At 67.2% G+C, this 14126-nt stretch carries 12 protein-coding genes and 2 pseudogenes; 8 read left to right on the top strand and 6 right to left on the bottom strand.

What is annotated here, in order from left to right:
- Window positions 1-78: 78 nt before the first annotated feature.
- From WS49_RS23465 to WS49_RS23455, 3 genes are all read right to left on the bottom strand, one after another.
- Entirely contained in the window at window positions 79-999 is a 921-nt protein-coding gene (locus WS49_RS23465) for a LysR family transcriptional regulator (RefSeq protein WP_059533746.1), read from the bottom strand.
- A gap of 137 nt (window positions 1000-1136) precedes the next feature.
- Window positions 1137-2597 carry an NAD(P)/FAD-dependent oxidoreductase gene (locus WS49_RS23460; RefSeq protein WP_059533807.1) on the bottom strand — a complete coding sequence of 487 codons (1461 nt, stop codon included), beginning with the start codon at window positions 2595-2597 and terminating at the stop codon, window positions 1137-1139.
- A 243-nt stretch (window positions 2598-2840) separates the two neighbouring features.
- Window positions 2841-3185 (bottom strand): cupin domain-containing protein, encoded by a 345-nt coding sequence (locus WS49_RS23455; protein WP_059533744.1) that lies wholly within the window; start codon window positions 3183-3185, stop codon window positions 2841-2843.
- 197 nt (window positions 3186-3382) lie between these two features.
- Between WS49_RS23455 and WS49_RS23450 the strand changes: the two genes are divergently transcribed.
- From WS49_RS23450 to WS49_RS23440, 3 genes are all read left to right on the top strand, one after another.
- Window positions 3383-4252, top strand: a complete 870-nt coding sequence (locus WS49_RS23450; RefSeq protein ID WP_059533742.1) for a helix-turn-helix transcriptional regulator — start codon at window positions 3383-3385, stop codon at window positions 4250-4252.
- A gap of 165 nt (window positions 4253-4417) precedes the next feature.
- A complete protein-coding gene (gene speB, locus WS49_RS23445) occupies window positions 4418-5368 on the top strand; it encodes an agmatinase (RefSeq protein ID WP_059533740.1) in 951 nt (316 codons plus the stop codon).
- Between the two features lie 22 nt (window positions 5369-5390).
- Window positions 5391-6872 (top strand): aldehyde dehydrogenase family protein, encoded by a 1482-nt coding sequence (locus WS49_RS23440; protein WP_059533739.1) that lies wholly within the window; start codon window positions 5391-5393, stop codon window positions 6870-6872.
- Window positions 6873-6944: 72 nt separating this feature from the next.
- Here the strand turns inward: WS49_RS23440 and WS49_RS23435 are convergent, their stop codons facing one another.
- On the bottom strand, window positions 6945-7349 hold the full coding sequence (locus tag WS49_RS23435) for a nuclear transport factor 2 family protein (RefSeq protein WP_059533737.1): 405 nt from the start codon (window positions 7347-7349) through the stop codon (window positions 6945-6947).
- Window positions 7350-7589: 240 nt separating this feature from the next.
- Here WS49_RS23435 and WS49_RS23430 point away from each other — a divergent pair.
- The 4 genes and pseudogenes from WS49_RS23430 to WS49_RS23415 all read left to right on the top strand — a co-directional run.
- A pseudogene (locus tag WS49_RS23430) lies at window positions 7590-7739 on the top strand (HAD-IB family hydrolase); the annotation flags it as partial.
- Between the two features lie 197 nt (window positions 7740-7936).
- Window positions 7937-8074, top strand: a complete 138-nt coding sequence (locus WS49_RS36170) for a hypothetical protein (protein ID WP_223960215.1) — start codon at window positions 7937-7939, stop codon at window positions 8072-8074.
- 106 nt (window positions 8075-8180) lie between these two features.
- Window positions 8181-10631, top strand: coding sequence for a phosphocholine-specific phospholipase C (locus WS49_RS23420; RefSeq protein WP_059533731.1), 2451 nt, complete (start codon window positions 8181-8183; stop codon window positions 10629-10631).
- A 495-nt stretch (window positions 10632-11126) separates the two neighbouring features.
- The gene (locus WS49_RS23415; protein WP_059533729.1) at window positions 11127-11717 is read left to right on the top strand and encodes a GNAT family N-acetyltransferase; all 591 of its coding nucleotides are present in this window, start codon (window positions 11127-11129) and stop codon (window positions 11715-11717) included.
- 20 nt (window positions 11718-11737) lie between these two features.
- Here WS49_RS23415 and tam read toward each other — a convergent pair whose 3' ends face one another.
- The gene (gene tam / locus WS49_RS23410) at window positions 11738-12523 is read right to left on the bottom strand and encodes a trans-aconitate 2-methyltransferase (protein WP_059533727.1); all 786 of its coding nucleotides are present in this window, start codon (window positions 12521-12523) and stop codon (window positions 11738-11740) included.
- A gap of 122 nt (window positions 12524-12645) precedes the next feature.
- On the opposite strand from tam, the gene WS49_RS23405 reads away from it, so the two are divergent.
- On the top strand, window positions 12646-13542 hold the full coding sequence (locus WS49_RS23405) for a LysR family transcriptional regulator (protein WP_059533805.1): 897 nt from the start codon (window positions 12646-12648) through the stop codon (window positions 13540-13542).
- Between the two features lie 16 nt (window positions 13543-13558).
- Here WS49_RS23405 and WS49_RS34050 read toward each other — a convergent pair.
- Window positions 13559-13992 (bottom strand): annotated as a pseudogene (locus WS49_RS34050) (GNAT family N-acetyltransferase).
- Window positions 13993-14126: the final 134 nt, after the last annotated feature.

The raw sequence follows: 14126 nt of genomic DNA, 5'->3' as shown, positions 1-14126 counted from the left end.
CCGCCGCTGCGCACGTTCAACGTCGACGACACCGTCACGGCGCGCGTCGAACGCATCGACGCCTGAGCAGGCCCCGCGCTACGCGGCCAGCGCGATCGCCTTGATGTTGAACGCGCGCAGCAAATCCTCGCAGAACGCGTCGACGATCGGCTTGTCGCTCGCGCTGCGCTTCATCGCGAGATGCAGCGGCACGTCGAAACTGAAGGTCGTGCGGCCGATGGCCTTCACGAGCCCGCGCTGCTCGAACGGCTCCGCGTAATGCGCGGGCAGATAGCCGAGATGGCCGCCCGACAGGATCAGGATCGTCGCGGCCTCGATGCTGTCCGCGCTCGCGGTCACGCGCCGCTCCGGCAGCGGATACTGCTCCTCCGGCACCGGATAGGTGCGCCATACCCAGTCGTGCGCCTGCAGGTCGTCGGCCGACACCGGCCGTGACGCATGAAACAGCGGATGGCCGCGCCCGCAGTAGATCACCTGCTCCTCGGTAAACAACGGCGTGTAGTCGAGCCCCGGCACGCGATGCCAGAAATACCCGATCGCGAGATCGAGCTGGTTGTTGACGAGGCTTTCCTCGAGTTCCTGCGGCGACGCGACCTTCATCGAGAACGTGACGGCCTGGTCGCGCTTGCGGAACGCGCCGATGGCATCGGCCAGGCGCGCGTTCTCGACGAGCGGCGCCTGCCCGATCAGGCCGATCGACAGCGTGCCGACCAGCTTGCGGTCGATGTCGCGCACGCGCGCGACGAACTCGGACGTCGCCGCGACGAGCGTGCGTGCCGTGGCCGCGAAGCGTTCGCCCTTCGACGTCAGCCGAAACCCGCCGCGGCCGCGATCGCACAGCTTGAAACCGACGCGCGCTTCCAGCGCGGACAGCTGCGTGCTGATCGTCGACTGCCGCACGCCGAGCGAGGCCTCTGCGGCCGTGATGCCGCGTGCGTCGACGACGGCGAGAAAGACCCGGATGAGCCGGAGATCGAGATCGGTGGTATTCGAAAACATGCTTCGAGCCGCTGCGCCTGAGCGCGTTGTCGGGCCGGCGCGACACCGGCCGTCTTCGCCGATGAACCTTGCCGGACGCGCGCCGCCATCGGCAACGGCACGCGCCATACGCGTCGCTCGCGGACACCGCGCGCCGCTTACATCGGGAAGCCCATCGCCTTGATCCCGTTGATCCACGCGCGCTTCCAGCCGCCTTCGGCATCCGCGCCGTCGAACGCATGGAACGTGATCTTCGCGGCGACCCAGCGCATCGGCTCGGGCGGGATGTAGCTCGGGCTCTGGTTCGCGATGTCGAGCTTGCGTTCCGGGCTGTCTCGATCGAACAGGATGTTCAGCCCCATGAACGCGCCGAACCGGCTCGCCGCGACGCCGAAACCCGTGTAGCCGGCGACGAACACCGCCTTGTCGCCGAGATAGCGCTTCGCGAACACCGAGCCGCGCGAGCAGTAGTCGATCGGGCCGCCCCATGCGTGCGAGAAGCGCACGTCGGCGAGTTGCGGGAACGTGCGATGGAACGCCTCCGCGAGCCGGTAGTAGGTTTGCCGCTCGCCGTCCTGGTGCGGCTCGGGATCGCCGTCGAAGTGATAGCTGACCAGCCCGCCGAAGATGATGTTGTTGTTCTTCGTCAGCCGGAAATAGTTCAGCTGCGTGCGCGTGTCGTACACGCCCTGGCGATTCTTCCAGCCGATCCGCGCGAGCTGTTCGTCGGTGAGCGGCTCGGTCGCGAGCACGTGATCGCGCACCTGCATCACGCGGCGATTGATGTCGGGAATGCCGACCTTCGCCGTGCCGCTGCCGAACACGACGCGCGGCGCGCGCACGCTGCCCCTCGGCGTCTTCACGTAGACCGTGTCGCCTTCGTCGGTGACCGTCGTGAGCGGCGTGTGTTCGTACAGCTTCACGCCGAGCGACAGCGCCGCGCGCTTGAGCCCCCACGCGAGCTTCGCCGGATGCACGATGCCGCTGCGATTGCGCGACCACAACGCGCCGGCGAACAGCGGCGAATTCAGTTGCCCGAGCGTTTCGTCGCGATCGAGCAGCACGACGTCGTGGCCGTATTCGCGATGCAGGTCGTAGTCGCCCTTCAGGTGCGCGATGTGCTCGGGGTCGACCGCCACCGTCATCTCGCCGTTCCACTCGATGTCGGCGTCGATGCCGTAGCGCTTCAGCGTTTCCTCGAAGCCGTCGAGGTTGTGATGGCCGAATGCCTCGAGTTGCGCGATGTCGTTCGGGAACACGCGCACCGCGTTCGGCAGCCCGTGCATCACCGATGTCGAGATGATCCCGCCCGCGCGGCCCGATGCGCCGTGCGCGACCTTGCCGGCCTCGATCAGCACCACGCTCAGGTGCGGCATCTGCTCCTTCGCCTGCACGGCCGCCCACAGCCCCGTGAAGCCGCCGCCGACGATCAGCAGATCGGCCGTCGCGTCGCCGACGAGTTCCGGCTCGGCGGCCGGTGCGGCCGGGTTGTCGAGCCAGTACGGGAACAGCTTCGTATTCGCGAGCGCCTCGGCGGCGCTCAGCGCAACCGGCGCGCGACGCGCGTCGTGCGCGTGCGCCGGTGCGGCTTGCGTTGCTTCGTTGACTTCCATTTCCATGATTCCAGCCATCCCACGTGATCGCGGCCCGCGCGTGCCGCGCGTGCCGAGCGTGCGCGGCGTGCCGAATTCGCCGATGTCATCGGTTGTTCCGCCGATGGCGATTCGCGGCGCATGCACCGCAAGTCGCGATGTATGCCGTCGGCAAGCGCGCGACGGGCTTCGCTTGCGGTCGATCGAAAACGCAACCGCCGCCGGGCGCGCGTCGATCCGACGACGACACCTCGGCGGCGGTCGCTCGCATCACGACTTCTCGAGCAGCACGTAGAATTTCTTCGCGTCCTCGATCGTCTCCCAGCGGCCCGCGAAACCGGCCGGCAGCAGGTAACCCTGGCCCGGCGTGAATTCCTTGCGGTTGCCTTCCATGTCGGTCAGCGCGATGCGGCCCTCGACGAGCCACACCGCCTCGTCCGCCGCCGTTTCCGGGAACGCCACCGAGCCGACCTTGCCCTCCCACCAGCCGATGAGGTAGCCGCCGCTCTTGCCTTCGGCCGCGCGCCAGTCGCTTTCGTCCATCCCGAAGTCGAGCTTCGTGAATTCGCCAATGCCTGCGCCGAGTGGCAGGATGTCCTTGATCAGTTTGGTCATCTGAATCTTTCGTCTCTTGATTGAAAAAGCAGAGACGAAGTTACTCATTTACACTGCCTCGGTATGCCCCCCTTCGGGGGGGACAAGCCGCGTTTTCCGCTGCGCGCGGGGCCGCAGGACTCCGTACCGTATTTCCCCCTAATGACGTTTTCGGCTTCCACCGCTAAAATCGCCGCCGCTTTTCACCGGGGAACCGCATGCTGCTCAACGTGAACCCCTTCCACCGCGACACCGACCGCTTCAACGTGTCGTTCAAGGCGCTGGGCGAGCTGATCGAGACGGTCGGCACGCCGCACTTCGTGCCGCGTCTCACGCAATTGCTGAACGACGTGGTGCCGCTCGACGTCGCGCACGTCGAACGCTCGCGCGTCGACGGCACGATGCCCACCGGCTACCGCTGCGAATGGATCGGCAGCAGCGGCATCGGCACCGCGACCGCCGAAATCTCCGACGTGATGACGCTCTACTACGAGCGCTTTCTCGACAGCGACCCGTTGTTCGCGGGGCTGCGCGGCAAGACGGGCACGATGCTGGTCGTGCGCGATATCGCAGCGATTCCGCCCGGCGAATTCCGCCAGCGGCTGTTCGACGACGTGCATATCGGCCACGAATGCGTGCTCGCGCGCGGCACCCGCTACGCGCAGCATTCGATCGCGCTGGAACGCGGCCGCGATCGCCCGCCGTTCACGCTCGCCGAGATGAACCGCTTTCGCAGCATCAGCGACATGCTGTTCCCGCTGCTCGAGCTGCATGCGTCGACCACCGCCGCGCGACGCGTCGCGCATCCGATGCCCGAAGTGCATCCGCTCGCGCAGTTCGATGCGCGGATCGCGGCCGACGGCGTGAAGCTGTCGAAGCGCGAATACGAAACCTGCAAGCATCTGATCTCCGGCAAGACCGTGCCGGAAACCGCCGACATCCTCGGCGTGCGGGTCGCGTCGGCCGAGTCGTACGTGAAGCGCGCGTTCGCGAAGCTCGGTGTGCGCACGAAGCGCGAGCTTGCAGCGTGGGGTTCGGCCGCGCCGCACCACGGCGACGACGCGCCGCCGTCCGCGATCGCGCGCTGATCCGGTCCGACGCCGACCGCCCGCCGACGGTCACGCCGCGTCGATGCGGCCATGCCACTCGCATCGAGCCGCATCGATGTAAACGTTGCGACTTCAAAATCTTCGCGTGTGCGTTCTCCTCTACCATCGGCCGATCGTTTTTCATCAGAAAGAGGAGACGGCCCCATGCACCGCGAACTGAACCAACCGATGGGCGGCAACGAGATGCCGCGCTTTGGCGGCATCGCCACGATGATGCGCCTGCCGCAGGCCGCCACGACCGACGGCCTCGACGTGTGCTTCGTCGGCGTGCCGCTCGATCTCGGCACGTCGAACCGCTCGGGTTCGCGCTTCGGCCCGCGCCAGATCCGCACCGAATCCGTGCTGCTGCGCCCGTACAACATGGCCACGCGCGCGGCCCCGTTCGATTCTCTGCAGGTCGCCGACATCGGCGACGTCGCGACCAACCCGTACGACCTGAAGGATTCGGTGCGCCGCATCGAGCAAGCGTATGACGAGATCGTCGCGAACGGCTGCCGGCCGATCACGCTCGGCGGCGATCACACGATCGCATGGCCGATCCTGCGCGCGCTGCACAGGAAGTACGGCAAGGTCGCCGTGGTGCACGTCGACGCGCACGCGGACGTGAACGACACGATGTTCGGCGAGAAGATCGCGCACGGCACGCCGTTCCGCCGCGCGGTGGAGGACGGCCTGCTGCATTGCGACAAGGTCACGCAGATCGGCCTGCGCGGCACCGGCTACCACGCGGACGATTTCGACTGGTGCCGCCAGCAGGGCTTCACGGTCGTGCAGGCGGAGGAATGCTGGAACAAGTCGCTCGCGCCGCTGATGGCGCAGGTGCGCGAACGCATCGGCGACGCGCCGGTCTATCTGAGCTTCGACATCGACGGTCTCGATCCGTCGTTCGCACCCGGCACCGGCACGCCGGAAATCGGCGGGCTGACGGTGCAGCAGGGTCTCGAGATCATTCGCGGGATGAAGGGGCTGAACATCGTCGGCGCGGATCTCGTCGAAGTGTCGCCGCCGTACGATCCGACCGGCACCACCGCGCTCGTCGGCGCGAACCTCGCGTACGAGATGCTCTGCGTGATGCCGGGCGTCGCCTACCGCTAACCCGATCGACAGGAAAACGTTGATGTCCACCGCTCAGCTTTCCCCTTCCGCCACGGCCATCGTGCTGCCCGCCGCGCGCATCGCCGGCCAGACCGTGCACACGCATTCCGATGAAGCCGGCGCGCCGATCTTCAATGCGTCGACCGGCGAGACGATCGGCTGGCAGGAATTCGCGACGGCCGCGCACGTCGACGCCGCAGTCCGCGCCGCGTGCGACGCGTTCGCCGGCTGGCGCGACACGCCGCCCGCCGAGCGCGGCCGCCTGCTCGCGACGATCGCAGCGCGCGTCGAAGCCGACCGCGAACGCCTTGCGGCGCTGCAGATGCAGGTGAGCGGCAAGCCGCCGTTCGAAGCGGACGCCGACGTCGGCGACGTCGCCGCGACGTTCGCGTACTACGCGCAGCTGTGCGAGAACCCGGCGCTGTTCGCGGCCGAGCCGGTCGCGCTGCCGAGCGACGCCGTCGCCGCCGAACGCTTTCACGAAGCGGTCGGCGTGGCCGCGCTGATCGTGCCGTGGAATTTCCCGATGGTCACGACCGCGTGGAAGCTCGCGCCGGCGCTGGCGGCCGGCTGCACGGTCGTGATGAAGCCGTCCGAACTGACGTCGCCGACCGAGCACGCGCTGCTCGACCTGATCGCCGAAGCCGGCGTGCCGGACGGCGTCGTCAACGTCGTGAACGGCGGTGCGGAAGTCGGCGCGGCGCTGACCGCGCATCCGCTGGTCGACAAAATTTCGTTTACCGGCAGCACGGCCGCCGGCCGCAAGGTCATGCAGGCCGCGGCCGAGGACATGAAGCGCGTGACGCTCGAACTCGGCGGCAAGTCGTCGCTGATCGTGCGCGACGACGCCGATCTCGATGTCGCGGTGTCGCTGGCGGTGGCCGGTGCGTTCACGAACGCGGGCCAGATGTGCTCGGCCACCGCGCGCATCCTCGTGCACGACAGCGTGTACCGCAGCTTCATGGCCGCGTTCGAGACGGCCGTGCGCGCGCTCGTCGTCGCGCCGCCTTCCGCCGGACACGTCGCGATGGGGCCGCTGATCTCGGCCGCGCAGCGCACGCGCGTCGAGGCGATGCTCGAGCAAGGCATCGCGGCCGGCGCGCGCGTCGCGTTCAGCGGGCGCGTCGCCGAGGGGGGCGGCAACGGCTTCTTCATGGCGCCGGTCGTGGTCGCCGAACCGGCCGTCGACAACCTGCTGTGGACCGATGAAGTGTTCGGCCCAGTCGCGTGCGTCAAGTCGTTTCGCACCGACGACGAGGCGATCGCGCTCGCGAACGACACGCGCTACGGGCTCGTCGCGACCGTCGTGACGCGCGACGCGGAAATCGCGAAGCAGTTCCAGGCGCGCGTGCGCGCCGGGCTCGTGTGGATCAACGCGCCGCAACTCATCTACCCGCACGTGTGCTGGGGCGGCTTCGGGCTCAGCGGGATCGGCCGCGAACTCGGCGTGACGGGCCTGCGCAGCTACCAGGAACTGCGCCACGCGATGCGCGCGATTGATTGACCAAGGCGGCCGGCCGAAGCATGCGATGCACGCTTCCGAAGGTGACGATGTCCGCGCACGATCGCGGCGTCGTCACGGTCGATGTGCCGCCGCTTCGGCCTCGGTGTCGTGATACTCGACGAACGTCGCGATCTTCCCGTTTTCGATCGTGAGCAGATGCACCCAGTCGTCTTCGTACGTGCGACCCGTGGCATGAACATGCCAGCGTTGCGTGCCGAGCACGACGACCCGGTTGCCGCTCGCGATGAACTCGAGCGGCTCGAACCGTTCCGCGGTCTGCGTCGACGCAAGCGCCGCGAAGAACGCCGCGACCGCCTGCGGCCGATGTCGCCTGCCGACGAACGGAACGACGTCGGCCGGCCCCGGGATGAACCAGTCGATATTGTCGGAAAGCGTCTGCAGAATGCCGTCGATATCGGCCCTGCCGAACGCCGCGTATGCCTGCTGCACGAGTTGCACGTTGTCTCGTTCGCTCATCGCACCCTCCCGCCTTCGCCGGTTCGCCGCGTCGCGGCGCGGAATTCGGGCCGCGGACAATTCAGCATAGTCGAACCGCGAGCCGGCACTTATGCGTATTCTCCAGCAGTCGCGCGGCGTGAATTCCGTATGAGCAATCGGCGGCGGCGCTGACCCGACGCCACGATGACGGGCGCCTGAATCCTGCCGACCACCGGCCCGTCGCCATGACGGCCGGCAATGGCCGCGGCGGCTCGATATCTCTGCTGCATCGTCACCGCGACCAACGTGTTCGTGACGCGGCCGATCGCCGCCGAGTTTGGAATCGAGCATCTACTCGGCATCGAGCGCGATACCGACGACGGCACGCCGGGCGGAAGATTCACCGGGCTGTCGCACGTCGCCGGCACGCGCGGATGGCCTGTCATGAAGTTGTTCTGATTCGGACGATATTCTCCGCTGTTCATTTCTTTTCTGGAGGGGCAATGAAAGCAGGAACAGGAACGACGCACGTCAATCACTCAGGAATCCGACTCGAATCGAGTCGCGACCACTCCGCTCCGCCCGCCGCTAAGGAATGTCATTTTCCGCACTGGCGCGGCGCTTTCATGATCGCGCTCCTTTGCACGCTGGCCGGTTGCGGCGATGGCGATTCCGGCGCGGCCGGCAACCTCGCCGCGAACCGCGCATCGGCATCGGGCCCGGCCGCCGCGCCGGTCCTGCATTGCGCCACGGCTTGCCACTGACGGGCACCAGCCCTTGTCCGGCGTGACCGCGATCGCAACGCGCGGCGTTTGAAGCGCAGGGGGCGTCCGGCCAGTCCGTCCGGCCATTCATGAACAGAGAGCGAACATGCAAAACAAATCCACGACACGACGTCAGTTCCTGGCCGATGCGCTGAAGCTCGCGGGCGCCACGGCAGTCACCGGCATGCTGCCCGAAAGCATCCTGCGCGCGCAGTCGATTCCGGCGGCGACCGTCACCGGCACGATCCAGGACGTGAAGCACGTCGTGATCCTGATGCAGGAAAACCGGTCGTTCGACCACTACCTCGGCACGCTGCGCAGCGCGCGCGGCTTCGGCGATCCGCGCCCGGTCGTGATCTCGAGCGGGTATCCGGTCTGGCGCCAGCCGTGGCTGCTGTCGTACGTGTTCCCGTTCAACCCGTCGCCGCCGGCCGGCAGCGCGAACGGCGACACCTATTACGGCGACCTCGACCACAGCTGGAACGGCACGCACAGCGCATGGAACAACGGCCGTTACGACAACTGGGCCGGCGCGAAGACCAGCGGCACGATGTACTACTTCACGCAGAACGACATCCCGTTCTATTACGCGCTGGCGAGCGCCTTCACCGTGTGCGACGGCTACCACTGCTCGATGCTCGGGCCGACCGACCCGAACCGACTGTATTTGTGGACCGGTTGCTGCGGCAACGTGCCCGGCTACACGCCGTACACGACCAACACGATGACCGGCACCGGCTGGACCACGATGCCGGAACGGCTGAATGCGGCCGGCGTCACGTGGAAGTTCTACCAGGACAAGGGCAACGGGCTCGATGCCGCGCACGGATACGGCGAGTACAACGGCTCCAGCAAGGATCTCTGGTGGAACGGCAACTACGGCGACAACGTCATCCTCAACTTCAGGCAGTACCAGAACCTCGGCGCGACCGATCCGCTCGCGCCGGCGCTCAACGGCACGCAAATCGACCCGACGGGCGGCGGCACCGAATACGACACACGCCTGTTCAGCCAGTTGCAGGCCGACGTCGCGAACGACACGCTGCCGCAGGTATCGTGGATCGCCGCGCCCTACGCGTACTGCGAACATCCGTCGTGGGCCGCGAGCGGCGGCGAATGGTATGTGAGCAACGTCCTCAACGTGCTGACGTCGAATCCGAAAGTCTGGGCCAGCACCGTGCTGCTCGTGATGTACGACGAGAACGACGGCCTGTTCGACCACGTGCCGCCCGCCGTGCCATCCAGCGCATCCGCGGGCACCGGCCGGTCGACGGTCTCGACCGCGGCCGAATTCGTCGGCAGTAGCGGCGCGGCGTCCGACGGATCGGCCAGCGGCGACGTGCCGATCGGCCTCGGCCCGCGTGTGCCGATGTTCGTGATCTCGCCGTGGTCGAAAGGCGGCAAGGTCAACTCGCAGGTGTTCGATCACACGTCGGTGATCCGCTTTCTGGAAACGCGCTTCGGGCTGCAGGAAACCAACATCACGCCGTGGCGGCGCACCGTGTGCGGCGATCTCACGTCGGCATTCGACTTCACGAATCCCGACCAGACGGTGCCCGCGATCCCGAGCCCGGCCAGCAACATGGACCCGAACGGCTGGACGGTCATCATCCCGCCGGCGACCACCACCGCGGTGCCGACACAAACGACCGGCCGCAATGCGGCGTGCCGGCTACCGTACGAGTTTTTCGTGCAGGGCAAGGTCAACCGCTCCGGCAGGACGCTCGCGCTGACGATGACCAATACCGGCACGGCGGGCGTGCATCTGCAGGCGTGGGTCGACGGCACCAGCACGATCCCGCGGCAATACACGATCGGCGCCGGCACGAACGCGTGCACGACCCTGTCCGATTCGCTCGCGCTGAACTCGGCCGGCGGCTACGACTATTCGGTCTACGGGCCGAACGGATTCCTGCAGACGTTCCGCGGCAACGTCGGCGCGTCGGGCAATACCGGTTCGTCGGCCGAAGTCAGCCTCTGTTACGACGTGCAGAACGGCAACGTGCAGATCACGCTCGACAACACCGCCGGAGCGAGCGCGACGACGTTCCAGCTCGTCGACAACGCGTACGGAATGAACACGCCGCAGTCGGTCAGCGTGCCGGCCGGCGCGACGCAGGCCGTGACGTGGTACGGCGACGCAGGCTGGTACGACGCGAGCATCCGCGACGCGAACGACCCGAACTTCCTGCGCCGCGTGGCCGGCTGCGTGCAGGCGCAAGCGGGCGCGCTGCTGACCGATTCGGCGATCGGCAATACGAACGGGAAGTTCGTGCCCGCGCTGTCGTCGCAGGGCTCGTCGTACGGCACGCTGCGGTTCGACTACGTCGTGCCGCCTTGGCGTCACAGCCCGAAGAACTGGGTTGGCATCTACCCGCGCGGCGCGCAACCGACCAAGGGCGGCTACAAGTCGTGGGCGTATCTGCCGAAGAGCACGGGCTCGCTGCTGTTCTCGACGACGGCGAACAGCGCGCTGGCGTCGGGCCAGTACGATGCGTGGTTCCTCTTCGACGACGGCTACACGCCGCTGGCAGGCCCGGTCGCGATCAGCATCTGACGAGCGGCCGGCGACGCGCGTTCACGGCGCGCGTCGCCCGGCTCGGCTCTCGTCAGCAAATCTTCATGGAACGCGCCGAACGGTCGCGTCGGATGCGCGCTCCGGGTTTCGATTGATTGCGTGCATTCCTGCGCGCCGCATCGCGTCGAGCGAAAACGCTTCGCCGACGGCGTCCCGCTGCGTTGAATTCAACATGGTGCTCCTGTGCCGGCGAATATGGGTCGGTTAGGTCGATCGCCATTTCGATATGCACCGCTGAACATATCGCGTTCCGCGCCGATGCGTGGCGTGATTGCATTCCCGTTCCAGGTCGGTGCAGCGTCGCCGCCGATATCCCGCATAATCGGGCGTTGAATCGCGCCGCGGGGAGAAGCATTGTGCGAGCGCAGCAATTCGAAACAGGAACGGGCGCGATCCGGCTCGCCGCAAGGCGGCGCCCGCCCCGGGGGAAATACTTGGCATGGCAATCCCGCTGAAGACAGGACACCGACACACATGGACCGAGCCGAGCACATCAGCATCGAACAGGCGGTCGATCTGCCCGCCGACGAACTGAACGGATGCGACTTTTCGTTCGAGATCGCGTGGGAGCTGAATGCGCCGTACCAGGATCTGCTCGATTTGCGCGCGCTGCCCGTGCGGCGCAAGGACTACGGCTTCGACCCGGCCGGCTGGGCGCGCGAGGCGTCCAACGGCACCGCGCTGTTTCGCGCGAGCGCGGGCGGGCGCCTCGCGGGATTCGTCGCGATCACCGAAAGCTGGAACGGGATGGCCGAGATCGCGGAACTCGCGGTCGACCGCGGTTGCCGGCGCCAAGGGATCGGCCAGTTCCTGCTGGCGGCCGCGGAAGCGTGGGCGCGCAACCGCGGGTTCGGCTTCATGCGGCTGGAAACGCAGGCGAACAACGTCGCGGCCTGCTGCACGTACGCGCGTGCGGGCTTCGTCATCGGCGGCCACGACCGCTTCCTGTACGCCGACGGCGCGAACGACGGCGAAGTCGCCCTCTTCTGGTACAAGGACCTGCGTGACGGGCAGTCCGCGAAGAGCCGGACGGTCGATCCGGAATCGATGCGGCCGGCGTCCTGACCGACGACCATGCTTTCGCGTTACTTCCGCGTCGCGACGATGAACAGGCGCGGAAACGGCAGCAGCACGGTGCCGTCGTCGAGCAGCGGATAGCCGTCCGGACCGGCGAGCGCGTCGCGATAGCGTGCGACGAATGCGTCGCGTTCGCTTTCGTCCAGCGCCGCGAGGAACGGCCGCAGCGCGCTGCCCTTGAACCATTCGACGACCGCATCGATCCCGCCGCGCAACGGATGGTAGTAAGTCGTGCGCCAGACATCCACCCGCGAACACGACGGCGACAGCAACGTGTAGTAATACCGCGCGTCGAACCGCTCGGTGCGCGCCGCGTCCTTCAGCTTGTGCGCCCACGGTCCGGCCGCGGCGACCTCGCGCATCAGGCGGTGCGCAGGCTCGTCGAGGTTGTCCGGCATCTGCACGGCGAGATGGCCACCCGGCGCGAGCCGGCCGACGAGCGACGGAAACAGCGTGTCGTGCGCGGGCACCCATTGCAGCACCGCATTCGACAGAATCAGATCGTAGCCGCCCGGATCGTCCCAGGTGGAGACATCCGCGAGATCGAAACGCAGCGCGGGCAGGCGCTTGCGCGCGGCCGCGATCATGTCCGGCGACGCGTCGATCCCGCGAACCGTCGCGTCGGGGGCGCGCGCGATCAGCGCTTCGGTCGAATTGCCGGGCCCGCAGCCGATGTCGATCGCGGTATGGATCGGCGTATCCGGCACGGCGGCCAGCAGATCGCGCACGGGCCGCGTGCGTTCGTCTTCGAATCGCACGTACTGGTTGGCGTATTGATCGAGTGATGTCGTCACGGTATGCCTCCTGGTCGGCGTGGACGGCGTCGGGATATCGACAGCCATCGATGCAGCGCATTCTGCGATCTCGCCGTTCTTCAGTAAAATGAATTTAATATCGTCATTGATTCATGTTTCTGATGAAAATCGATACGCTCGGTGTCCAGGCTTTCGTCGCGATCGCCGACGGCGGCAGCTTCAGGCAGGCGGCCGACACGCTGCACGTCACGCAAACGGCGATCACGCAACGGCTGCGCAAGCTCGAATCGTTTCTCGGCGTCGCGCTGATCGAGCGCACGACACGCCGCACCACCCTCACCGAAATCGGCCGGCGTTTCCTGCCGCAGGCGCGCCGGCTGCTGAACGAGCTGTCGGACGCGCTGACCGAAATCCGCGAAACGGGCCTGAGCCAGCGCGGCGACGTGACGATCGCGTGCGTGCCGACGGTCGGCGTTCAGTATCTCCCCCGTATTCTGCGGGCGTTTTCCGGGCACCGGCCGCACGATCGCGTGAAGATCCTCGATCACGCGTCGGCGTCGGTATTGCAGGCCGTGCTGCGCCGCGAAGCGGAATTCGGGATCAGCATCGCGGGCGACCAGCACCCCGAACTCGTCAGCGTGCCGCTCATGCATGATCCGTACGTGCTCGTCTGCCGCGACGATCACCCGCTCGCGAAGCGTCGGCGGATCCGTTGGGCCGCGCTGCAGCCGCATCCGCTGATCTTCGCGGGCGAAGTGAGCGGCAATCGCGGGCTGCTCGAAGGTGCGCTGAAGACGAGCGGCGTAACGCTGCATTCGTTCTACGAAGTGCAGCGCAGTTCGACCGCGCTCGGCCTCGTCGCCGAAGGCCTTGGCGCGGCCGTGGTGCCGAAGCTCGCGATCCAGAAGAACGCGTATCCGATGATTCGCACGATCGAGCTCGTCGAGCCGTCGGTGTCGCGCACGCTCGTGCTGGTCAAGCGCCGGGCCGCGCAGTTGTCGCCCGCGGCGCAGGCGCTGTACGACATGATCGTCGAGCGCGCGACGCCGGGCCGGTGACGTCGGGCAACGTCGTTCAAAGCGCCTTGACCATGAACACGCGCGCCGTCCCTTCCGGCTCGCACGGCACTTCGCCGAATGCCTCGTACCCGTGCTCCGGTAGAAATCCGGCGCCTGGAACGTAATCGTGTACAGCACCGCGCGGGCGCATCCGCGCCGCTTCGCTTCCGCTTCGGCCTCGCGCAGCAGTCTGCTGCCGAAGCCGCCGCCGCGCAGCGATTCCGGCAGGTAAAAGAGGTCGATGAAGAAGAGACCGAGCGACGTTCGGCCGGTGAGCCCGCCCAGGATCTCGCCGGTCGCGGGATCGGTCACGTAGACATCGAGCGCTGCCGTGTCGCTGCGGCCCGTCATCGCGTGGTTGAATTCGCCGAGCTTGCGGCTGATGAAATCGCGGGCAGCCGGTTGTTCGGTGTCGGTGAGCTGAAGGGAAACGGCGGGATGCGCGGTCATGGAATGGAGACGTGCGTGAATGAGCCGCCGAACGTGCAGTGTTCGTGACGGGCGTCGGGCGACTATAGCGCGTTCGGCGGCAGCGTCTTCACGAAGAACGCCTTCAGTCGAATATGGCCCCATATACAAGCCGT

Source organism: Burkholderia sp. RF7-non_BP4 (genome assembly GCF_001521935.1).
GTDB classification, from domain to species: Bacteria; Pseudomonadota; Gammaproteobacteria; order Burkholderiales; family Burkholderiaceae; genus Burkholderia; species Burkholderia diffusa.
Note: the sequence above shows the minus strand (reverse complement) of the source record. Positions and strands in the feature narration are given on the sequence as shown.